We start from the raw sequence: 21,302 nt of genomic DNA on the forward strand, positions 1-21,302 counted from the left end.
TGCTCGAATGGGCTAGCCCAAAGCAACGACTGCACAGTCGGCGGTTCTCGGCGCTAGAAGGGAATGCTCGCTGGCATCGCCGAGGGCCGCATTAACCGCCTTACAGGTAAGTATCTCGGTATCAGCCCTCGCACTGCCGAGCTGCACCGCGCCAACCTGCAGTTCAAAATCAAAGCTAAGTGTAGCGCGAAGCGGTCCGCTCGGCAATCGAAGCGTCGCTCCTGGCCTTCGAGCCGTTGGACTCCAGTGTCCCGCGAAGGATCATGCCGTCAATTTCCTTTTCAGGCCGCACATGTCAGCCAAATGCTGCCCTAATCAATCAGGCTGCCTCTCGAGCAAGCTCGAGCGCCGCGAGAACATCGCCGATCAGTCCTGGGGAGGCTAGGTGATAGCCTTGTACGAAGCCGAAGCCGGCCGCAGTTGCTTCGTGAAGCTGCTCTTCGGTTTCGATACCCTCTAGAACGCACTGCAGTGACAGGGCATCGGCCAGGCCACGAATTGCGGCGATCAGCCGCCGACCGGGCGCGTCGTGCAGTCTGGCGGCAAAACTGCGATCTACTTTTACGATATCGAAGGGGAGTCGGTGAAGCGTGGACAGGCTCGAAAATCCGGTGCCAAAGTCGTCTAGAGCCAGCTTAGCTCCGGTATTTCGCAGTCTCTCCAGTGAAACTCTAGCGGCGTCGAGGTCTTTCACCAAAGCGTTTTCGGTGAGTTCGAATACTATCCTTTCGGGCCGTAAACCCGACATATCCAAGCGCTCGAGGATAAGCGAGACGGTGACGTCATCCGCGACATCGAGAGCCGAGAGGTTAAAATTGAGGCGGACGTTTTCTGGCAGCCAAGCTGCTCCCTCCAAGGCTTTCCCGAAAAGAGTCAGAGTTGTGCGACGAGCCATTCCTGCGCGTTCGGCAGCCGAGATGAGTTGCTCCGGGGAAACGATGCCGACGTGCGGCGAATTCCACCGGGCAAGCGCCTCCACGCCAACGAGAGCGAGGTCATTGGTCGCAAATATCGGCTGAAACGCGACGGTAAGCTCGCGCTCAAGTTCGGCGACCTGGAAGGCCTTCTCGATTTCCCGATCTGAGCGGACAATCTCCGCAAGTTCTGACGAGAAAATGACATACCCGCCCCGCTTGTGGGACTTCGCATAATAGAGTGCGAAGTCGGCGCGATCGAAAAGGTCCTGCGCTGTGCGACCCACTTCGGGATAGCTCGCTAGTCCAAGCGAGCACCCGACTGTTACCGTCGCATCTGAAAGAGGAATCGATTCCTTCACCTTATCGCAGATCCATCGCGCATAGCGGATTGCGTCTGGTGCTTCATGCTTGATCAAGAGACCGAACTCATCGCCGCCGAGTCTTGCCGCGACAATAGAATCTGTAGCTGGCCGCAGCCGATGAGCAATTATCTGAAGTAGCTGATCTCCGAGAGCATGGCCAAAGCCATCGTTCACAGGCTTGAATCCGTCAAGGTCAAGGACGGCGACTGTAAATGCCTGGCCATCCGCAGCCAACATTCGCTCCAGCTCCGCAAAGAAAAATCGGCGATTGGGCAAGCCGGTCAAGGCATCCGTCTGGGCAAGAAGCGCATTTTCTTCGCACAAATTCTGGGTCTCTTCGCGCTTTTGCTCAAGCGCTCTCTGCGAGATTTCAAGGGTTATGAACGAAGCGAAGGAGTCGCGCAGGACTTTGAGGATCACCGCTGTCACTAGCGCGACGTTGATCGCGATCGCGATGTCGACCTTGGATCCGCGGTTGAAACTATGGACGAGAAATGTCCCGACATCGATCAGGCATATTACGGAAGCTGCCCTGGGATGATAGCCAAGGCAAAACACGCACCCAAGGACACTTATCGCGACGAACATCGCGAGGTGGCTATGCTCGCGAATTCCTCCATATTGATCGAGGGCGAGTGTCCACGCCGAGAACGTCACCGCAAACATTGCTCCTACAACCGTTGTCCGCCGTAGAGCAGTTCGAGCCTGGGCGGGCGTAACCTCGCCTTGTTGCCCCATCAGGCCCCAACCTATCATTCGCGTCATGCACGCCGCGATCAAAAGCGCGGGCATCACTAGGGTCAGCCAGACGGGCGCAAGCGTGCGATAGGTGAAAGCGAGCGACGCTGCGCTCAATGTCAACAGCACGTATAGCGGTGCGATCTGACGCCGCAGCTTCCCGACCTGAGCGACTTCGAACTGCGCTCCTGCCTTCGCCTCCCACTGTCGAAAGGGGAATGGAAATTTCATTTATCCGATCTGCGCTTAGATCATTGAGAAGCTGTCAAAAACTAGATGTTGACAACCGCAGTTCCGAGTTAACCACCCTTTTAGAAATTGCGCGCCCAACGCGTGTTGTAGTCTTAATTACAGCCGATCGTCGCCGATCCGACGGTTCGCATCGGCCGTTTGGTTGTACCCATCCGGCGGCCCCCGCTTTGCGCCTTTGTCGGTGGCTCCCGTCTCACGCCCCACCGGCGGAGCACGCATAGGTTTAGGCGCTTACTCCTTCGTGCGAACGCTCCATGGCGCGCTTGTAGGCGTCGCGGCCCGTAGTGCGGGCGATGTAGGCTTGTTCGGCGTCGCCGAGGGTGATGCCGCAATTCCTTTGGCCCAAGTTCAAGGCGTAGGTGACCGAGATATCAGCAGCAGTGAAAGCCTCGCCCGCGAGGTAGGGCGAACTGGCGAGCGCCACGCTAACCAGCTTCAGTCGTTTCTGGAACGACCGCAGGCACCAGGTGGCGCCCCAGTTGTGCCTCTCGGTCTCGGGCGCGATGAACCGGCTGACAACGACGGGCATCATCAGAGTCGCGAGGCCAGCTTCCCCGAGGTGCAGAAACTGCTGGTACGCGGCGAAGTTCGGTTCGTGCGGCGCCGGCGACAGCGGCGTCGGCCCATAGCGCGCCATGAGGTATTCCATGATCGCGATCGACTCCACCATGGTGACGTCGCCGTCCTGAATCGCCGGGATGTAGTCGGCTGGGTTGACCGCCAAAAATTCGGGATCTTGCTCGGCGGCCAGCATGTCGACCTGCCGCAAGCAGTAGGGAAGGCCCATCTCCTCCAGCACCCAGACGACCCGGATCGATCGCGACGTCTGTCCGCCCCAAACGACAATCATCGGCGGCCCCTTCCAACAACGACTGACGATAACCCTAGCAAAGCCATTTGACCTTGGCACTCCAAGCAAACGCCTTCAAATGGGCGAATGACAGTTCCGAGGTCACCCGAAGGGACGCGAATGTCCGCAACGTCGCCGAGGCCTGTCTGCCGGTTGCTTACAGAAGGTCGAATCAATTCCTGAGCAGCGGAAGCCTCAGATAACGAAAGCGCCATCTGCCGTAATCGATTGCGCGGAGGCGATCTGCCTCAGCCGCCAGACTTTGCCCTTTCTCAAGTCCAGTTGCCTCAACAGCCATCTCATCAAGCCGCTTGGCGCGTGCTTCACGTTCGGTCATCCCCAGAGTAACGCACAAGTTTATCCACAAGTCGAGAACTTGCATTGCATCGTCATACGATCAACACATGGACTGACAGCAGTTCGGCAGACGCAGGGTAGAATGCTCATATCACTGCAGTTGCAAGCCCGTGAACGAGCCATTCCCGCTCGCGGCAAGTCGTGAATGGAGGTCCGCTTTCAACGGCCCAGATCTTGCAAGTGAACGGCCGCTCTGTTGGCGGTCACGGTCTCTCTGAGCCGGGCTAAGCGAGACGCCACGCACGTTCAACTGTTGGGGTCAGAATCTAACTCGAAACCGCAGTCCGGACGGCTTTTTCATGGCTCAATCCCATTTGGCCATATATGGACATTATCTTTGAATTTTTCCCGACTGTAGTCCATATAAGGACTATGTTTCAGACCGCCTCAGAGCTGATGGCCAGCCTCGGCACGAGGATCAAAACTCGCCGCGTCGCTTTAGGGATAACCCAAGCCGATGCAGCTGCTCGGGCTGGAGTAGCATACCGCACCTGGCGCCGGATGGAACAGGAAGGCAAGGCCTCCATCGAGGATCTGGCTCGGGCGGCAATCGCACTTCGTTGCGAAGAAGGGCTTACATCGCTCTTCCCACCGCCCGCCGCATCCTCGATGGACGAATTGTTGCGCCAGCAGCAAATGGCAGCGGAGCCGAAACGGCGGCTCCGAGCCCCGTCCCGAAAGAATGTCGGATGAAACTAGCACCTAGCTCACCTCTTCGTATTTCTTGGAACAGGACTAGCGCGACGCCTGCGGAACCTGTCGGTCTAATCGCTTCGGCCAATGGAATTGCACAGCTTGAATGGGATCCGAGCGTCGTTCGTCGATCAATAAAATTCGACCCCGGGCTCTATCCGCCTGAACCGGGTCTATGGCCGGCGAAAGGACGCGAGTTTGATGGTCTTCATGGCTTCCTGTCCGATAGCCTGCCGGATGCCTGGGGCTCACTTCTCATCCGCCTTCAGCTTCGCAAGCTCGGTTTCCGCCTTGAGGATTTCAATGGTGTCGACAAGCTCGCCCTTGTTGGCACAAACGGGCGCGGCGCTCTCATCTACGAGCCCAGCACGACCCCGGATCCCGGGGGCCTTTCGATCGATCTCGATGACCTAGCCGAGCAATCTCGAGCAATCCTGCTGGGGGACGAGATCGAACAGATTAACACCCTGGCAACACTTGGTGGCAGCTCCGGCGGCGCTCGCCCGAAAGTCCACCTTGGCATAGCCAAGGATGGGTCCTTCACCACATCAGAGTCTAACCCGTCCGATGATCTCGAAGCGTGGATCGTAAAGTTCCGCGCGCCTTCCGATCCCATTGACATCGGCCCGGTCGAAGAAGCCTATGCTCAAATGGCCCGGCTGGCCGGCATCAATATGGCCGAAACACTGTTGCTGCCAGCGCAGGAGGGGCCCGGCCATTTCGCGACCAAGCGCTTCGATAGACCCGCGCCCGGCCAGCGCATACACATGGTCTCTCTCTCGGGCGCATTGGAAGCCCCCTGGAGCGTTCCAAGCGTCGACTATGATGGGTTCCTGCGTGCAACGGGGCAATTCACGCGGCATGCTGTAGATGTAGAGGAAGCCTTCCGCCGCATGGTCTTCAACGTGCTCGCCCATAATCGCGATGATCATACCAGACAGCACAGCTACCTGATGGATGATGCCGGACAATGGCGGTTGGCGCCGGCCTATGACCTGACCTACTCGGCCGGGCCTGGTGGAGAACATTACCTTGCGGTCAACGGCGAGGGCCGAAACATCGGCAGAGAGCACGTGTTGTCCGTTGGTGCACGCCATGGAATCTCGATCCGGGCAATGACATTGATTGTCGAACGAGTTCGCGCCGCTACAAATGAGTGGCTCAGGATTTCGGAAGCGGTTGGCGTCACATCTTCATCAAAAGCCGTGAGCGAACGGATTGCAGCTACGTCAAAAACCTTCGACTAAAACGTATTGGCCTATCAACGCGGCCGGTTAGCCATCTTGACGGCTTTCCACATGAACGGATATCCGATTTCGGGAGATCGAGAATGGGCATTGAATGACCCGCAAGTCGGCGACGGCGGACACCTTCCGGATTTCTTCTCGGCCCCAGCCAAGTTTAGTCCGCGGAACAATCTTCGGAAATTGAGATCGCTCGTGCCGGACACTGGCTCTCCGCCCGACGCATCGCATCCTCATCCTCCGGCGCCACTTCGCTGACCAGAACAACAGCATAGCCGTCGTCGTGCAGCTCGAACACTTCCGGCGCAATTCCCGTGCAGATGCCGAAACCGGCGCAGATCTCCGAATTGACCTGGACTTTCATGATCAGCCTGCCTCCTTCGCATCGAATTCCAAGGCGATGTGGGTCAGTCCGCGCAGGATAAAGGTGGGCAGATAGCTGTATCGCCGGGCTCCGGCAGGCCCATGGATCTTCTCGGATATACGGATGTCGCTGGTCCGGTCGAACATGCGGTTCAGCGCAACAACCGTTTCGGCCCGTGCCAGCGGCGCGCCGGGGCAGGCGTGGCGGCCGGCGCCGAAGCCGACATGCAGGCGTGCGTTCTTGCGGTCGAGCTGGAATTCCGCGGGGTTCTCGAACTTGCGGGCGTCCCGGTTAGCGGCGCCGTTCGCGATGAACAGGAAAGTGCCTGCGGGAACGTCGATACCGCCCACGGTCGTCGGCATCTTGGTGAGGCGGAAATCGCCCTTCACCGGGCCCTCGGTACGCATGCACTCCTCGACGAAATTGGGTATGAGGCTGCGGTCCTCTCGCAGGCGCTTCTGAATGTCGGGGCGATCGCCGATGAACTGAAAGGCATAGCTGAGCAGCCGGACCGTGGTTTCCTGCCCGGCGGCGAACACGTTGGCGGCTATGCGAGCAACATCCATCGGATCTGGCATCGAACCGTCCGGGAAAGTGGCCTTGGCGAGTCCGGTGAGGACGTCCTCCCGTGGATTGGCGCGGCGGTCCTCGATGTAGGCCGAGAACTTGTCGTAGAGAAACTCCAACGGCCCGTGCGTCACTTCGCCGTCGGTACCGCCGACCACAGCGCCGCCGCTCTCCTGCTCGACCCGGATCAGATGCTGGCGGAACTCCACGCGGTCTTCGGATGGCACGCCGAGCAGGTCGGAAACGACAAGCACGGCGAAGGGCTGGGCGAAGTCATTCATGAACTCGCATTCGCCGCGGTCGATGAATGTGTCGATCTGCTCGTCCGCCAACTTCCACATGAAGTCCTCGTTCTCCTTGAGCCGCCGCGGCGTGATCAGCGACATCAGCAAGGAACGGTGGGCAGTGTGGATCGGCGGATCCATCGTCGGGAGCTGGTCGTGGAACGGCGTCTTGTCGCGCCACTGCTCGATGAGTTCCGAAATGTCCTCGCCCCGATGCTCGTCGAGCGGAATGGGGCAACCGGCGAAGGGCCCGGTGGTCGACATGCAGGAGGAGAAGCGTTCAGGATCGTTGTAGATTTCCAGCGCCTCGTTGTAACCCGTGACCATGAGGATGCCGTGATGCGGCTCGCGCTGCACCGGCGACTTCGCCCTCAGATAGTCGAAATAGGGATAGGGATTAGCGACCCACCGGTCGCTGAGGAAGAAGTCGTCTGCATCAAAATCCTGGGCCTGGTCGTTCATGGCGGCTCCTTATCGGACGCTCTCTACGTCCCTTCATCCCCGGCCGGTACGATAGCCGAACACGGCTCCCCTTTGCAAAAGCAACTGACGCTGAACCAGTGCGGCGGGCCCCTTTGAGCATGCCATCATCTGGGCAATACCGCGCGCGTCGTTACGATCCGATTTGTTGATTGCGGAACCTCGAGCAGTGCCTTCTTGTGCCCCCTCTCGACGCAAACCATCGGCAAATCTGCCTCGATCAAGCCGTTCGCCAGCCACTGCGAGAGGAAACCTGCCTCTATCCGACGCGAACGTAATCGCCGCGAACCGAGGTCAGGAGTGACCCCGATCTCGCCATCATAGGTGAAGGGGTTGCCCTTCTGTCCGTTCAAAATCGCAACCGCCGCGATACACCATCTATGTCGGCGATCGCCGCCGCGCACTTCCCTGCGACGGTGTGGCACCCAGCGACCCAAAACTCGACCAAGAGCGTGTGCACGTCCTTCCGGACAGCGGACTACGCGACGAAACGCTGATCCGCTAACTCGCAGCCTCGTCCGGTCAAAGGCTCGATGCCGCCTTTCCCTTGGGAAGAGATCTGTCGGTCGAATCGAACGAATTGGCTGTCTCGGAGGCGGTGACCGGGTGGCCAAACAAATAGCCTTGAGCTTGTTCGCAGCCGAGCGAACGCAACGTCTCCGCGGATGCCTCGGTTTCGACGCCTTCGGCGGTCACGGGCATGCCCAGGGCTTTGCCGAGCCCCGCGATCGCGCTGACGATCTTGCGGCTTTCCGACGCATCCATCGACAGCACAAACGAGCTGTCGATCTTTAGATGGTCGAAGCGCAGTTGTCGCAGATGGTTGAGGCTCGAATATCCCTTGCCGAAATCGTCGAGCGCAATTCGGATACCGGCATTTTGCAGCGACGAGAAGACCTCGGAGACCAGTTCAATATCGTCAATGATCGCGTTCTCGGTCACCTCGACGATCAACCTGCTCGAAGGGAAGCCGCATTCCGTAAGGATGGCCAGCAGCCGGGCCGACAGCCACGGATCTTTGAGCTGGATCGGTGAGATGTTGATGGACAGCGACGTGTGAGGTGGCCAGTCGCACGCGGCCATGCAGCCGCTGCGCAAGATGCCATAGGACAACTCCCCGATGAGGCCCATGTCTTCCGCAATGGAGATGAACAGGTCGGGCGCCAGCAAGCCCCGAGTAGGATGATTCCAGCGCGCCAGTGCTTCGAAGCCGATTATGTTGGACTCGCCGAGTGAAATAACCGGCTGGAAATAGGCCTCGATTTCACCGCGATCGAGCGCCGATCGAAGATCCAGCTCGATGACGGCACGCTCGCGCAGGCGCATATCCATTTCGGCATGGAAGAAGTGATATTGGCCTCGCCCGGCGCGCTTGGCTTCGTACATTGCTACGTCGGCCGCTCTCAGGAGCGCTTCGGCAGTCGTCGCATCCTGCGGGCAACGGGCTATGCCAACGGTCGCCCCGATCTCGAGGCGTGTGCCATTGATCACGAAGGCCTCGCCCAATGTCCGAATGACTTGCCCTGCGGTTCGCGCGGGGACGTCTGCCCCGGCCGGATAGGACATCACACAGACGAATTCATCGCCGCCCAATCGGGCAATCGTCGCCCCCTCATCACAAACGCCTTTCAGGCGGCTGGCAACCTCGATCAGCACGCCATCACCGACGTCGTGCCCGTGCAGATCGTTCACCGGCTTGAACTGATCGAGGTCGATGACAAAAACCGCGCATTCGCTGGCGGCATTTTCGACTGCCTTGATTGCGACGTTCAACTCGTCGCTCAGTAGCCGTCGATTGGGAAGCCCGGTCAAGGAGTCATGCCGAGCGAGCAAATTGGCGTGGTTTTCCGCGTCCTCGCGTTTGACAATTTCGCGCTGTAAGTCCGCTGCCCTGCGAAACGCAATAATGAGGCCAGCAAGGCTGCCATAGAAAAGAACCGTGGCGAGTTCAAGAATGTGCCAGTCTTCGTGTCCTGCCACTAACGCTATAAAGGCATCGAATGAGTTAAAACACACGGAGAGGAAGGCGACACCTAGACCGCCTAGGCCGATAATCCAGGCTTCGGCGCGTCGCAGCAGCCTGCCCGAGCCAACATACTTACCCATTGCGCCTCTTCGAAATCTATTAAGCGTTGACTCAAATGCTTGAAAGACTTTATTTCGAAGGCTCGACTCTATTACACCTCGAAAGTGGGAGCGGGTCGCTCCAAATTCCGATATGGAACCCTCTTCCCGTTCCATTAACACGCAGAGGCTTTATTATTTCTTATCGCTGCTCGCGAGGCTCCCGATGCGCCGGGTGGGCTGATGTCCAGAGCGGAGGCGGGATCAACTGGTCTCGCAACACCTTATAATCTGAAAGATGAGAGATGCCGGTCTCATCAAGAAGGTCTAGGCCCGTCTGGTCGACGAACGGTCTGCGGGCCCCGTCTTCAGCCGCCATCGGTTAAAGCCATCGCCTTTGCCTGATCTGAAGGCACCTTTTTATCTGCTCTGCGTCCGAGCCCGAATGCCTTCGCAACGGCCTGACGCTTGGCGGAATAGTCGGGCGCGACCATCGGGTAGTCGCGCGGAAGGCTCCAGCGTAGGCGGTATTCATCGGGCGAGAAACCATGGTCGGTTGCGAGATGACGCTTGAGAATTTTCATTTTCGCGCCGCATTCGAGGCAGGTGATCGCATCAGGTTTGACCGACGAGCGGACGGCAACCTTGGGCTCGGGAAGTGCGGCGGCTGCTGGCGCCTCCTGCCCAACGCCGGCTAGGGCGCCGTAAACCGACTGGATGAGGCGGGGAACATCGGCGGGGGCGACGCTGTTGTGCCCGACATGAGCCGAGACGATGTCGGCCGTCAGTTCCATTAGAATGGGGGTGTCCATTTGCACGCTCCCGAAGCTTGTTATGCCGCGCAGTATCACGGGACTCTGGCGGCGCAACCGCGCTTCGATCGGCTCGGCGCAGAGACATACCCGAACCACCGCAACGACGCACTGAGCGCCGCTGCGGCGCGCTCGGTTCAGCCCTTGGGCGCGGTTTCAGCCGTAGCTTTTGCGGCGCGCGGCGCTTTGGACTTGGCTGCTGGCTTCGTGGCCGCCGGTTTGGGGCTCGATTTGGTCGCCACCTTGGCTCCCGGCTTCCGTCCGAGGCCGATCTTCTTGGCGAGACCACGGCGCATCTCGGCATAATTTGCCGCGACCATTGGATAGTCGCTCTTCAAGCCATAGCGCTCGCGGTACTCAGCAGGAGTCAGGCCATGTCCCGACAGATGGCGCTTGAGCGTCTTGTAGGGCTTGCCATCGATCAGCGAGATGATGTGGTCAGGTGATGCGAGCGAGCGGCGCGGCGTAACAGCCGGAACATACTCGGTCGCCGATGCTACCTCCGGCAACGCCTGCGGCGTGGCCAGATTTACCACCGCGCTGTGCATGGATTGTAGGAAGGTTGGAATGTCTTCCGCTGCGGCCCGGGTATTGGGGTTGGACAGCCACGCCATTGTCAGTTCGGTAGCGAGTTCGAGAAGATCGGTTCCAGACGTTTCGTCGGCCATGAATAGGTGCCTCCATTTTTGGATCAATTAGCTCTACTTACAAAGCTGTGGACGTCAACCTCGCCGAGTAGTTTGTAGCTGCTACCTCAGCATCTTGTTCCTGAGAGTGAAAAACTGTGCGGTGAAACTCTTGACCCGAAAGACGCGCCTGCCGCACCTCGATAGTCGGCGCGCAGAGATCTTGGGCCTGGATCACTCACTTGGCGAAAGGCTGGTCGGTTGTCCGAGTGGCCAGGTGCCGAGGCGCTCTCCCGAACTCGCTATCTCGACAGCGACCTCCTCAAAGGAAACCGACACTACACAGATCGGCCTCTGTTCGCCGCCTGCGGGCTGGAAGCAAAGGATAGGTGGCCGGCCGCCCTGGGCGCGAACGCGCCCTGCCAGCCTCAATCGAAAGCCGTCGGCGGAATTGAACCGATCCAGTGCCAATCGCTTGACGAGGTCGAACGCGCGCGATGCGGATCTATCGCTGCCGGCTTCACCCGATCCGAATTGAGCGACGGCCAAGGTCTGTCCTGGGAGGGTGACCGCCTCCGCGCCGGTCACCAGCACGGTGCTGCCCGATCGAGCGCAGCTCTCCGATGAAGTCCAGGGCCGGCTGATCCAGAAACCTTCTGCACCAGGGCCCGCCGGATCCGGGTCCTCGATTCCCCAGTCCGCCGGCCGCCAGTGCGTGCGCGCAACGTGGATTCGGATTGTTTGCTGCTTCTCATCGTACCGCCAGCGTAGCGGCGCCTTGCTGTCGGCCGGTGCGGGGCCATCACATCCGAACGGGATAACCAGATCGAACCGACGCCCGGCCAGTTCGGTCACCTCCCGAGGAACTGGCCTGCCCGCGGCATGGGCATCAGCTGCACGGTAAGCGGCCGCGATAATGTCTCCTCGCTGGAGGAGGCTCGGCTTCTCCGGAGCCGGCGCACTCGGCGCGTCGGTCGGTGTTGCGATCTCGGGCGGGGCGGGGACGGGGGGAACTGCCTCTGCCAGCAAGGAAGCCAGCCGCTCCCATCGCGATCAAGGCCGCCAAGCCGCCGGCGATGACAAGGCGGCTGGTCCTGAGGCTTGGCTCTTGCATTCTGGGACCGATAGCAAGCCGGCGGCTCAGGGCCAACCGATCTCGGCCAAGCCTTCGCCGCAATCCAGCCGACGGCCCATTGACAGCGGCCAAGCATAGTCGGAGGCACGGGCACGATGACCGTCGACCAGATTCTGACGCTGCTGGTGCTCGGCGGCGTCGCGATGCTGATCTGGGATCGGTTACGCGCCGACGTCGTAGCACTTGCGGGCGCCGCCATTCTGCTGATGACCGGCGTGGTTCAGCCATCCGAAGTTCAAGGCGCTTTTGCCAGCCCGGCGATCATCGCCTTGGCCTCGCTCTTCGTGATCGCCTACGCCCTGGAGCTTTCCGGCCTGCTCGACCGGGCCATAGCGCTGGGCGTCAGCATGTGCACCCGGCTGGGCTCCAAGGGAGTTTGGCTGCTCCTGTCGATGATCGGCAGCGTCTCGTGCTTCCTCAACAGCACGCCCATTGTGGTTCTGGGTGCGCCTGTCATACGCGATGTAGCGACGGCTATCGGGCAATCGCCCAAGCGTTACCTGATGCCGCTCTCCTACATTACGGTGCTCACCGGTTGCTGCACGCTCGTCGGCACCTCGACGATCTTCTCGTGGACGACATGGCACGGATAGCCGGACAGCCGCGTTTCGGAATATTCGAGATCACACCCGTCGGGCTGCCCGTCGCACTCGCCGGCGGCCTGTACCTGTTCCTGCTCAGTGGTCGGCTGCTCGCCAGGCACGAGCACGACGAGCGCGAAGAAGGCAAACCGATCGATCCCTCGCACATCGCGAGCGCGCAGGTGGGCGATGCCGAACTCTTTGCAATCAACCGCCCCTTGCAGCCGCGCAAGGCCGTCGCGGCGCTTTCCGTGTTCGTCGGCGCAATCGCGCTCGCCGCGCTCAACGTGGCGCCGATCGCGGCCACTGCGTTTGCTGGAGCCGTGCTCCTGATCATCCTGCGCGTGATTAGCGCGGACCAGGCTTACAGCGGTCTGAAGCCCGAAATCCTCATCCTCATCGCCGGCATGGTCGTGATCGGAATTGCCATGGAACAGAGCGGTCTCGCCGAACAAGCCTCGAGCCTCCTGATCGGAAGCGTGAATGGGTTGAGCCCCCTAGTCGCGCTAATCGTGCTCTACGTCGTCACCATGGTGCTGACCGAGCTCTTGTCGAACGCGACGGTCGCCGTGCTTCTAACGCCAGTGGCCGTGGCCCTTGCAGACAGCCTCGCGGTCAGCCCGAGGCCCTTCCTCGTTGCGGTGATGATGGCGGCAAGCGCCGCCTTCGCGACGCCGTTCGGTTATCAGACCAACGTGATCGTCTACCAGATGGCAGGTTATCGCTATATGGACTTCGTCCGCGTGGGGCTTCCGCTCAACGTCCTCACTTGCGCAGTCGCGATCCTCGCCATCCGAGAAGCCTTTCCGTTCTGATCGGCAAGTCGGTCGCAAGTCCAACTGACGGTGGCCGGGTTGTTCCGACACGGCCGGGGTGCCATAGCCAATCGTGGGTGTTCGTATCTGAACTGGATGCGGGCAGGTTATGCGCTGGTCGGGCCGCCAGCGAGATCGCCTGCGTCTGGAGCCATTGTTGACCCGCACCATCCTCGCGCGCCCGAGCGCTATCCGCCAGTTCCTCGAAGCCCAGTCGTCCGCGGGACTTGTGTTGATGGCGGCCGCGCTGGTCGCTCTCGTCATCGCCAATACCTCGCTCGGCCCTGGCTATGCGGCGCTGCTGCACCTTCCGCTGGGGCCGCTCACCGTCGGGCACTGGATCAACGACGGCTTGATGGCCGTGTTCTTTTTGCTTGTGGGCTTGGAAATCAAGCGCGAGATGCTGCATGGCGAACTCTCGACCTGGCCGCGCCGCGCCTTGCCCGGGATCGCCGCTGCGGGCGGGATGGTGGTTCCCGCGCTCATCTACTTGGCGTTCAATCGCGGCTCCACCGCCGCCGGCTGGGCGATCCCCGCCGCCACGGACATCGCCTTTGCCTTGGGCGTGATCGCCTTGCTCGGCAACCGCGTGCCGGCCTCGCTCCGGGTGTTCTTGGCTGCCCTGGCGATCATCGATGACCTCGGAGCGGTCGTGATCATCGCGCTATTCTACACGTCGGAGTTGTCGCTGATCGACCTGGCCGGAGCAATCGCGGCCTTGCTCGTGCTGATCGCGCTCAACCGGTCTTGCGTCGTTACACTGATCCCCTATCTCCTGGTGGGAATGGTCTTATGGGTCCTGGTTCTTCGATCCGGAATTCATGCCACCCTCGCGGGAGTAATGTTGGCCTTTACGATTCCGATGGCGCGCAGGCCTGGCCGCCCCGACGCGGATTCCCAGAGCCCGCTGTACCGACTGGAGCACGCCTTGCATCTGCCGGTCGCATTCCTGATCCTTCCGGTATTCGGATTGGCCAACGCCGCCGTTCCCGTCGTCGGCTTACCGCCCACAGCGTTGCTCGCACCGGTGACCCTCGGCGCCGCATTGGGCCTCCTTATCGGCAAGTTCGTGGGTGTGTTCGGCTTCGCGACACTCGCCGTCCGTCTGCGATTGGCGGACATGCCCGCCCACGCCAGCAGGCTCCAGTTGCTCGGCGTCGCCTTGCTTTGCGGCATCGGCTTTACAATGAGCATCTTCATCACGCTCCTGGCTTTCCCGGGCAGCGAACTGCTTCAGTCCGAATCGAAGATCGGTGTCCTGGTTGGTTCGCTGCTTTCCGGGCTGCTCGGTTACGCCGTCCTGCGAGCCGCGAGGCGCGAACACGCGCCAACCGCATCGGCCTAGCTGCCGCTCCGGTCGCGGCTTTTGCTGGCCAAATGCACAGTACATCACCGCCCGCGAGGGCCGCAGTAGTCCGGGATATTACGGAAAGCCTGAAGCGCAGGCGTCCTTCACAGAAGTGTTGGCGATGCGCTGCACGCGCTCAGCTTTAACTGCGAGGACTGCGCCTATGGATCTTCTAGCCTATCCGGACACTACGAGCCTGCTTTTGCCGGTGGAGGATACCGAGTTCCTTCTTCGCGAGGAAATGCGCCCAATCCGCTTTGCTCTCGAATTCGCGAAGGCGGATCTCGCCTTGAAGGACTGGGGGGTGCGCTCGACGGTCATTGTCTTTGGAAGCGCGCGCATTCGATCGAAGGAGGCTGCAGCGCAGGCCCAGGACAATGCGAAAACGGAAGAAGAGCGCAAGGCCGCTGACAACCTTACGCGCCATACTGACTATTACGAGGTGGCACGCGAGTTTGCGCAGATCGTATCGTTGCGCGGCGGTGCCTTCGCACCCAGGCATCGCTGGCGCGAAAATGTGATCGCAACTGGCGGCGGCCCCGGGATCATGGAGGCTGCCAATCGGGGCGCTCACGACGTTGGCGCTCCGAGCATTGGCTTCAACATCACTTTGCTTCGCGAGCAGAGGCCCAACGCCTATATCACCCCGGAGCTGAACTTCCGTTTTCACTACTTCGCCATGCGCAAGATGCATCTGGCGATGAGGGCGTCGGCTCTCGCAATCTTCCCCGGTGGCTTTGGAACTCTCGATGAAATGTTCGAGCTGTTGACTTTGCAGCAGACGGGCAAGGCACTCAGCGCTCCCATCGTTCTGTTCGGCAGTTCATATTGGAAGCAGGTCATCAATTTTGATGCGCTCGTCGACACTGGCATGATCGCGCGCGCTGACCTCGAGCTTTTCGAGTTCGTCGACACGGCGGAGGAAGGTTGGGCGTCTCTTGTGAGACGGGGGCTGACGTCCGCGGCTTCGCCGCGTGAGTGAACTGTTGCAAGGCTCCGGAGCCGTTAGGTTCAATCGAATCCCTTATCGCCGCTCCGCCTCCGGCAAATCCCTTATGGAGGTTTGGCCAAGCCTCTTTAACTGTCGATCTGTGAGCAAAATTGGGAGGCCATTATGAACCTCGAGAAATTCACCGACCGCGCCAAGGGATTTCTGCAGTCCGCGCAGACGGTTGCGATCCGCATGAACCACCAGCGGATCACCCCGGACCACATCCTCAAGGCGCTGCTCGAAGACAAGGAAGGCATGGCCGCGGGGCTGATCCAGCGCGCCGGCGGTAACCCCGCCTTCGCCGTGCAGGAAGTCGACAAGGCGCTGGCCAAGGTACCCGCGGTGTCGGGCGGCGGCGCCCAGCAGACGCCCGGGCTCGACAACGATGCCGTGCGCGTGCTCGACCAGGCCGAACAGATCGCCCAGAAATCGAACGACAGCTTCGTCACCGTCGAGCGGCTGCTCGTCGCGCTGGCGCTCGCCACGACCACGGCTGCGGGGCAGGCGCTGAAGGCGGCGAACGTGACGCCGCAAGCGCTCGAAGCGGCGATCACGGCGCTGCGCGGCGGCCGCACGGCCGACAGCGCCGGGGCTGAGAACGCCTATGAGGCGATGAAGAAGTATGCGCGCGACCTGACCGAGGCGGCGCGCGACGGCAAGCTCGATCCGGTCATCGGCCGCGACGAGGAAATCCGCCGCACGGTGCAGATCCTCGCCCGCCGGACCAAGAACAACCCCGCGCTGATCGGCGAGCCCGGCGTCGGCAAGACCGCGATCGCCGAGGGCCTGGCGCTGCGCATCGCCAACGGCGACGTGCCCGACAGCCTCAAGGACCGCCGCCTGATGGCGCTCGACATGGGCAGCCTGATCGCCGGCGCAAAGTATCGCGGCGAGTTCGAGGAGCGGCTGAAGGCCGTGCTCGACGAGGTCAAGGGCGCCGAAGGCGAGATCATCCTGTTCATCGACGAGATGCACACGCTGATCGGCGCGGGCGCTTCCGAAGGCTCGATGGATGCCTCGAACCTGTTGAAGCCCGCGCTGGCCCGCGGCGAGCTGCACTGCATCGGCGCGACCACGCTCGACGAGTATCAGAAGTATGTCGAGAAGGACCCGGCGCTGCAGCGGCGTTTCCAGCCGGTCTTCGTCGGCGAGCCGACGGTCGAGGACACGATCTCGATCCTGCGCGGCATCAAGGAGAAGTACGAGCTGCACCACGGCGTGCGCATCGCCGACAACGCGATCGTCGCCGCGGCGACGCTCAGCAACCGCTACATCGCCGACCGCTTCCTGCCCGACAAGGCGATCGACCTGATGGACGAGGCCGCCAGCCGCATCCGCATGGAAGTGGAGAGCAAGCCCGAGGAGATCGAGAATCTCGACCGCCGCATCATCCAGCTCAAGATCGAGGAGATGGCGCTGGGCAAGGAGACCGATCAGGCCTCCAAGGACCGGCTCACCGCCTTGCGCGACGAGCTGGCCAACCTCGAGCAGCAGTCGGCCGAGTTGACTACGCGCTGGCAGAACGAGCGCGACAAGATCGCCTCCGAAGGCAAGATCAAGGAAGCGCTCGACGCGGCGCGGATCGAGCTCGACCAGGCGCAGCGCGGCGGTGACTATGCCAAGGCCGGCGAGCTGACCTATGGCCGCATCCCCGAGCTGGAGAAGCAGCTAGCCGAGGCCGAGGGCCAGGCCGGCAATGCCCTGCTGCGCGAGGAAGTGACCAGCGAGGACATCGCCGCCGTCGTCAGCCGCTGGACCGGCATTCCGGTCGACCGGATGATGGAGGGCGAGCGCGAGAAGCTGCTCAAGATGGAAGAGACGCTCGGCAAGCGGGTGATCGGCCAGCGTGATGCTGTCGTCGCGGTGTCGAAGGCCGTGCGTCGCGCGCGAGCGGGCCTGCAGGACCCGAACCGGCCACTGGGCTCGTTCCTGTTCCTCGGGCCCACGGGCGTCGGCAAGACCGAGCTGACCAAGGCGCTCGCCGGCTTCCTGTTCGACGACGACAGCGCGATGGTCCGCATCGACATGTCAGAGTTTATGGAGAAGCACTCGGTCAGCCGTCTGATCGGCGCGCCTCCGGGCTATGTCGGCTACGACGAAGGCGGCGTGCTGACCGAAGCCGTGCGGCGGCGGCCCTATCAGGTCGTGCTGTTCGACGAGGTCGAGAAGGCGCACAGCGACGTGTTCAACGTGCTGCTGCAGGTGCTCGACGACGGCCGGCTGACCGACGGACAGGGCCGCGTGGTGGACTTCACCAACACGCTGATCATCCTGACCAGCAACCTGGGCAGCCAGTACCTCGCGAATCTCGGCGAGGGTGAGGATGTGTCACACGTCGAGCCGCAGGTCATGGAAGTGGTGCGCAGCCACTTCCGGCCAGAGTTCCTCAACCGGCTGGACGAGATCATCCTGTTCCACCGGCTCGGGGTCGAGCATATGGCGCCGATCGTCGAGATCCAGGTCGCGCGGGTGGCCTCGCTGCTCAAGGATCGCAAGATCACGCTCGACCTCACGCAGGCGGCGGAGCGTTGGCTGGGGCGGGTCGGTTACGATCCGGTCTATGGCGCAAGGCCGCTCAAGCGGGCGGTGCAGCGCTACCTGCAGGACCCGCTCGCCGAGAAGCTGCTCGGCGGCGAGATTCCCGACGGTTCGACGGTGCACATCGACGAGGGCGACGAAGGCCTCAGCATGATGGTCGACGAAGACGGGCATTCACGCACGGCACAAAGGGCGGCGTGACAGCGCGAAGTGGCGGGTGAGCCGGGAGGGCAAGCATTATCGCTTCGATGCTCGGCGCCGCCGCTGGTCCGCTAGCTACGACAGGCTACGCGACACAAGGGAAGGCTTCGCTAAGCGCCGATAGTGCAAGGACTCGGGCCGGCATCTGGCGATTTTTGGGATGATCGCGAAGGAAATTCACCACCACCTCGTATTCATCGCCCCATTGCGTGCCGTCGCTCGGGCAGATTTGTCGCTGATCTTTTGGAAGCATCGCGTCGCGCTCGACGATACCCTCGATGAAGCCAAGGCATACGCCGAAGCCAATGGCGCTTATCGGTTCCGCCGGCTGGCTTCGGCAATAGGAAAATAGTCCTTCGCCTGTCGCGACCGGGTTGATGATCGAAGGATCTTCGCCAGCTGTCTGGCTATCTGTTTTTATGCTTGCCTGACCGAGGACAGAAAAGCACGAAAGTGCCAAAGCGCATATACAGGATGCCCTGCGAAAATATGTCTGCCAGCGAATGGTCTTCGAAACCTGCATAGCAGCAGCCCTTATGATCGGTGCAGGATCTCCGAGATTGGAGTGATGCTAAAGCTTGCGGGCGCACATGCAGGATTGCGATTGGGAAAGTCCCTTAGATGTCGTCGCGGCGTTGAATTCGACCGGACCGCGGCAGCCTCTCCCTCATCTCATTCGCGGCAACTGCGTAGAATACCGGAATGATCCGATCGGGGTGATGGGCCACCAAGGGGCGATCTTCTCATAAGGAGCAGCCCCGATGCCGCGCGCGCTCATTGCTGGTGACAACATGGCCGTCAGTCGCGCCATCGAAACCTCCCTTTCAGGCATGGGTTTCGATTGCTTCGACCATAGCTGGACGGAGGCGCAGGCCGTCGCGGTTGCCGGCTCCAAGAATTTCGACCTGATCGTCATCGGCGATGCGCTCTCTTGGGGATCGCCGACGGCGGTGGCGCGGTACTTCTGCGAGAGCATCGGAACGCCGGTCGTGATGCTGCACGCCGGGACCTGCGAAGTCCGTCGTCCCAGCGCCGACGGACCGATCTTCGACGGACCTTTCGATCTGAGCGACCTGGGCAGGGCAGTGCGCGTGGCGCGTCGATCGAGGAGCCTCTGCGGCGTTTCGGCAAGGCCTCCTGGTCTTCGCGGCGGCTTCGCGGAGAAGTGCGCCGCTTGACCGATGCAGGGCTCGAGGAACGCGATCGATGACGAACGCCGCGCATTCGCGCTGCCAGGTGGCAGCCATGACCATACGCTTCGGGTCCTGTCGATCGCCCTGCCGTTCGCGATCGGATTGATGGCGGCAATCATGCTGCTGGACCCTTTGAGGCATCGGCCTGAGGTCAGTCTTCTCATCGATCGTCATAAAGTGCCCTCGGTCGGCAAAAGGTTCGCAGTTGCCAGCGCATCCTATCGGGGCCGGGATGCCCGCGGCCGAACGTTCTCGATCTCCGTCGAGAATGCGGAACAAGAGACGCTGAGCCCACCAATCGTCCGCATGACGGGGCTCATTGCCGCGATCGACCTCGAGAGCGGGCCAGCCAAGGTGACAGCGCTCTCCGGTGACTACGACTACGCTGAAAACACCCTTCAAATTCCTGGACAGGCGGTGTTCGTCGCGCCGGATGACCTCAAACTCACGTCAAGCCGAACAGCGATCGACCTGAGAGCGCAGCGCGTGGTGGCCTCAGGGCCAGTGGCCGGCAAGACTGCGATCGGTACGTTCAGCGCAGACGCCATGGAACTCGACCTCGAAGGTCGGACCATGGCTTTGATCGGTCGCGCCAGGCTGCGCATGATTTCCCGCGAGAAAGACAACGGACCCTGAAGCCGAGGCTGTACAGGCAGAGTCCGACATGGCGCGGCATTCGAGCCCGAAGCTGAAATCCAAACTCATTGAGACCCGTTTTGACTCGACTTCGGCTCGCCGGCTTTCAGCATTGCAAGCTTGGTAGGCTCTTCGCGAAGCAATTGCCGCACGATACGCTGCTTCTGAGGATCGCTCTCCTCTTCACAGAGTCTCTCGTGCCGCTCGATGTTCTTGCGAAGTACCCATTCCATAACCACGCTCCCGATCGAGCTTAAGCCCTCTTCGGAGCCGATCCCGAAGATGCCTTTAACGGGATGCAATCGCTACGAGTATTCATACCGGTCAGGAGCGCCCTTATCGTTCTGCCGCTTCCGTATATCTCCGGATATGTGTGCGACCGCTCCCTTGGCATTCAGGTCGGACGCACAGGAGAGCACAATGAAGAACATACTTCTGCTGGTTCATCAGGATGCGGGTGAGGAGGCGCGATTGAAAGTCGCGATCGATCTAACCCGTGCACTTTCCGGGCATCTCATCTGCATTGACATCACCCCCTTTCCAATCGTGTTCGACCAGGGAATGTCGCTCGCACCTGCATTCATCCTCGACGAGGCGAAGCGCGAAGAAGTCAACAAGGCAGATCTGCAACGAAGAATCGAAAGCGAAAAGATCTCCTGGAATTGGGACGACATCACGGACGACTTCGTTCCCGCTCTCATCGAGGTCGCAACGAGAGCCGATATCGTCGTTCTGAACCGCAAGCTCGACACTACGGCGCGCCCAAACATGCGCAGCATCACCTCGAGCGTCCTCATGCACACGAACGCTCTCGTCGTCGCGGTGGGCGAGCACTCCCGCGGCATCCAGCTCGACTGTCCCGCGCTCGTTGCCTGGGACGGTTCTGCGCAGGCCTCGCTGGCGCTCGAGCGAGCTCTGCCGCTCCTCAAGAAGGCCTCGCTCGTCACGATCTTCCAGCTTGGCGATTTGCCCGAGGAGAGCGTCACCGCAAAAGAGGCAGCGGAATATCTGTCGCGGCAGAAAGTCGCCTCGCAAATCGAGATCGCACCGGCGAGCAACGAGATCGCGGCCGAGATTTGCCTGGCCGCCACGCGGGTCGGGGCGACCTATTGCGTCATGGGAGCCTTTGGACACAGCCGGCTGCGCGAGGCGCTTTTCGGAGGCGTTACCCGCGCGATGCTCGACATGGCGACCCTACCGCTCGCCCTGGCCCACTGACAAAAGGGACGCTTAGGCCCTTTCGCTTTTGGAGAA

At 61.2% G+C, this 21,302-nt stretch carries 18 protein-coding genes and 1 pseudogene; 10 read left to right on the forward strand and 9 right to left on the reverse strand.

Features of this window, described 5'->3' with window-relative positions; genetic code table 11:
- Window positions 1–63: 63 nt before the first annotated feature.
- The gene (locus tag KRR38_RS37985) at window positions 64–315 is read left to right on the forward strand and encodes a LuxR C-terminal-related transcriptional regulator (protein ID WP_375293483.1); all 252 of its coding nucleotides are present in this window, start codon (window positions 64–66) and stop codon (window positions 313–315) included.
- A 4-nt stretch (window positions 316–319) separates the two neighbouring features.
- On the opposite strand, the gene KRR38_RS30630 is transcribed toward KRR38_RS37985, so the two are convergent.
- Entirely contained in the window at window positions 320–2,248 is a 1,929-nt protein-coding gene (locus tag KRR38_RS30630; protein ID WP_217407618.1) for a bifunctional diguanylate cyclase/phosphodiesterase, read from the reverse strand.
- Between the two features lie 244 nt (window positions 2,249–2,492).
- Entirely contained in the window at window positions 2,493–3,119 is a 627-nt protein-coding gene (locus KRR38_RS30635; RefSeq protein WP_217407619.1) for a glutathione S-transferase family protein, read from the reverse strand.
- Window positions 3,120–3,872: 753 nt separating this feature from the next.
- Here KRR38_RS30635 and KRR38_RS30640 point away from each other — a divergent pair.
- Both KRR38_RS30640 and KRR38_RS30645 read left to right on the forward strand, forming a co-directional pair.
- A complete protein-coding gene (locus KRR38_RS30640; RefSeq protein ID WP_254515821.1) occupies window positions 3,873–4,169 on the forward strand; it encodes a helix-turn-helix domain-containing protein in 297 nt (98 codons plus the stop codon).
- Window positions 4,166–5,416 carry a type II toxin-antitoxin system HipA family toxin gene (locus KRR38_RS30645; protein WP_217407621.1) on the forward strand — a complete coding sequence of 417 codons (1,251 nt, stop codon included), beginning with the start codon at window positions 4,166–4,168 and terminating at the stop codon, window positions 5,414–5,416. The genes KRR38_RS30640 and KRR38_RS30645 overlap by 4 nt, the downstream gene beginning before the upstream one ends.
- Window positions 5,417–5,570: 154 nt before the next feature.
- On the opposite strand, the gene KRR38_RS30650 is transcribed toward KRR38_RS30645, so the two are convergent.
- The 5 genes from KRR38_RS30650 to KRR38_RS30670 form a co-directional block, all read right to left on the reverse strand.
- A complete protein-coding gene (locus tag KRR38_RS30650; RefSeq protein WP_217407622.1) occupies window positions 5,571–5,777 on the reverse strand; it encodes a ferredoxin in 207 nt (68 codons plus the stop codon).
- Window positions 5,778–5,779: 2 nt separating this feature from the next.
- Window positions 5,780–7,090 carry a cytochrome P450 gene (locus KRR38_RS30655; RefSeq protein WP_217407623.1) on the reverse strand — a complete coding sequence of 437 codons (1,311 nt, stop codon included), beginning with the start codon at window positions 7,088–7,090 and terminating at the stop codon, window positions 5,780–5,782.
- A gap of 540 nt (window positions 7,091–7,630) precedes the next feature.
- On the reverse strand, window positions 7,631–9,214 hold the full coding sequence (locus KRR38_RS30660; protein ID WP_217407624.1) for a bifunctional diguanylate cyclase/phosphodiesterase: 1,584 nt from the start codon (window positions 9,212–9,214) through the stop codon (window positions 7,631–7,633).
- Between the two features lie 326 nt (window positions 9,215–9,540).
- Window positions 9,541–9,984, reverse strand: a complete 444-nt coding sequence (locus KRR38_RS30665) for a MucR family transcriptional regulator (protein ID WP_217407625.1) — start codon at window positions 9,982–9,984, stop codon at window positions 9,541–9,543.
- A gap of 137 nt (window positions 9,985–10,121) precedes the next feature.
- Window positions 10,122–10,652 (reverse strand): MucR family transcriptional regulator, encoded by a 531-nt coding sequence (locus KRR38_RS30670; protein ID WP_217407626.1) that lies wholly within the window; start codon window positions 10,650–10,652, stop codon window positions 10,122–10,124.
- 1,188 nt (window positions 10,653–11,840) lie between these two features.
- Here KRR38_RS30670 and KRR38_RS30675 point away from each other — a divergent pair.
- The 4 genes and pseudogenes from KRR38_RS30675 (at window position 11,841) to clpB (ending at window position 18,219) form a co-directional block, all read left to right on the forward strand.
- A pseudogene (locus tag KRR38_RS30675) lies at window positions 11,841–13,141 on the forward strand (SLC13 family permease).
- 154 nt (window positions 13,142–13,295) lie between these two features.
- Window positions 13,296–14,486, forward strand: coding sequence for a Na+/H+ antiporter NhaA (nhaA, locus tag KRR38_RS30680; protein WP_256449648.1), 1,191 nt, complete (start codon window positions 13,296–13,298; stop codon window positions 14,484–14,486).
- 166 nt (window positions 14,487–14,652) lie between these two features.
- Window positions 14,653–15,471 carry an LOG family protein gene (locus KRR38_RS30685; RefSeq protein ID WP_217407628.1) on the forward strand — a complete coding sequence of 273 codons (819 nt, stop codon included), beginning with the start codon at window positions 14,653–14,655 and terminating at the stop codon, window positions 15,469–15,471.
- 132 nt (window positions 15,472–15,603) lie between these two features.
- A complete protein-coding gene (gene clpB / locus KRR38_RS30690) occupies window positions 15,604–18,219 on the forward strand; it encodes an ATP-dependent chaperone ClpB (protein ID WP_217407629.1) in 2,616 nt (871 codons plus the stop codon).
- Window positions 18,220–18,304: 85 nt separating this feature from the next.
- On the opposite strand, the gene KRR38_RS30695 is transcribed toward clpB, so the two are convergent.
- On the reverse strand, window positions 18,305–18,742 hold the full coding sequence (locus tag KRR38_RS30695; RefSeq protein WP_217407630.1) for a Rap1a/Tai family immunity protein: 438 nt from the start codon (window positions 18,740–18,742) through the stop codon (window positions 18,305–18,307).
- Between the two features lie 238 nt (window positions 18,743–18,980).
- Here KRR38_RS30695 and KRR38_RS30700 point away from each other — a divergent pair, with 238 nt between their 5' ends.
- Both KRR38_RS30700 and lptC read left to right on the forward strand, forming a co-directional pair.
- On the forward strand, window positions 18,981–19,397 hold the full coding sequence (locus KRR38_RS30700) for a hypothetical protein (protein WP_217407631.1): 417 nt from the start codon (window positions 18,981–18,983) through the stop codon (window positions 19,395–19,397).
- A gap of 3 nt (window positions 19,398–19,400) precedes the next feature.
- Entirely contained in the window at window positions 19,401–20,048 is a 648-nt protein-coding gene (gene lptC / locus KRR38_RS30705) for an LPS export ABC transporter periplasmic protein LptC (protein WP_217407632.1), read from the forward strand.
- A 65-nt stretch (window positions 20,049–20,113) separates the two neighbouring features.
- Here lptC and KRR38_RS30710 read toward each other — a convergent pair whose 3' ends face one another.
- The gene (locus KRR38_RS30710) at window positions 20,114–20,281 is read right to left on the reverse strand and encodes a hypothetical protein (protein WP_217407633.1); all 168 of its coding nucleotides are present in this window, start codon (window positions 20,279–20,281) and stop codon (window positions 20,114–20,116) included.
- Window positions 20,282–20,468: 187 nt separating this feature from the next.
- On the opposite strand from KRR38_RS30710, the gene KRR38_RS30715 reads away from it, so the two are divergent.
- The gene (locus tag KRR38_RS30715) at window positions 20,469–21,266 is read left to right on the forward strand and encodes a universal stress protein (RefSeq protein WP_217407634.1); all 798 of its coding nucleotides are present in this window, start codon (window positions 20,469–20,471) and stop codon (window positions 21,264–21,266) included.
- The last annotated feature ends 36 nt before the right edge of the window (window positions 21,267–21,302 follow it).

This window comes from Novosphingobium sp. G106 (assembly GCF_019075875.1).
In the GTDB taxonomy this organism is placed as follows: Bacteria; Pseudomonadota; Alphaproteobacteria; order Sphingomonadales; family Sphingomonadaceae; genus Novosphingobium.

Excerpts from the sequence above, each read along its gene's own strand:
- KRR38_RS30650 (WP_217407622.1), bottom strand. The coding sequence starts at position 5,777 with ATGAAAGTCCAGGTCAATTCGGAGATCTGCGCCGGTTTCGGCATCTGC.
- KRR38_RS30640 (WP_254515821.1), top strand. The coding sequence starts at position 3,873 with ATGGCCAGCCTCGGCACGAGGATCAAAACTCGCCGCGTCGCTTTAGGG.
- KRR38_RS30710 (WP_217407633.1), bottom strand. The coding sequence starts at position 20,281 with ATGGAATGGGTACTTCGCAAGAACATCGAGCGGCACGAGAGACTCTGT.
- KRR38_RS30635 (WP_217407619.1), bottom strand. The coding sequence starts at position 3,119 with ATGATTGTCGTTTGGGGCGGACAGACGTCGCGATCGATCCGGGTCGTC.
- KRR38_RS30645 (WP_217407621.1), top strand. The coding sequence starts at position 4,166 with ATGAAACTAGCACCTAGCTCACCTCTTCGTATTTCTTGGAACAGGACT.
- KRR38_RS30695 (WP_217407630.1), bottom strand. The coding sequence starts at position 18,742 with ATGCAGGTTTCGAAGACCATTCGCTGGCAGACATATTTTCGCAGGGCA.
- KRR38_RS30700 (WP_217407631.1), top strand. The coding sequence starts at position 18,981 with ATGCCGCGCGCGCTCATTGCTGGTGACAACATGGCCGTCAGTCGCGCC.
- lptC (WP_217407632.1), top strand. The coding sequence starts at position 19,401 with ATGCAGGGCTCGAGGAACGCGATCGATGACGAACGCCGCGCATTCGCG.
- KRR38_RS37985 (WP_375293483.1), top strand. The coding sequence starts at position 64 with ATGCTCGCTGGCATCGCCGAGGGCCGCATTAACCGCCTTACAGGTAAG.
- KRR38_RS30670 (WP_217407626.1), bottom strand. The coding sequence starts at position 10,652 with ATGGCCGACGAAACGTCTGGAACCGATCTTCTCGAACTCGCTACCGAA.
- KRR38_RS30660 (WP_217407624.1), bottom strand. The coding sequence starts at position 9,214 with ATGGGTAAGTATGTTGGCTCGGGCAGGCTGCTGCGACGCGCCGAAGCC.
- KRR38_RS30630 (WP_217407618.1), bottom strand. The coding sequence starts at position 2,248 with ATGAAATTTCCATTCCCCTTTCGACAGTGGGAGGCGAAGGCAGGAGCG.
- KRR38_RS30665 (WP_217407625.1), bottom strand. The coding sequence starts at position 9,984 with ATGGACACCCCCATTCTAATGGAACTGACGGCCGACATCGTCTCGGCT.
- KRR38_RS30685 (WP_217407628.1), top strand. The coding sequence starts at position 14,653 with ATGGATCTTCTAGCCTATCCGGACACTACGAGCCTGCTTTTGCCGGTG.
- KRR38_RS30655 (WP_217407623.1), bottom strand. The coding sequence starts at position 7,090 with ATGAACGACCAGGCCCAGGATTTTGATGCAGACGACTTCTTCCTCAGC.
- clpB (WP_217407629.1), top strand. The coding sequence starts at position 15,604 with ATGAACCTCGAGAAATTCACCGACCGCGCCAAGGGATTTCTGCAGTCC.
- KRR38_RS30715 (WP_217407634.1), top strand. The coding sequence starts at position 20,469 with ATGAAGAACATACTTCTGCTGGTTCATCAGGATGCGGGTGAGGAGGCG.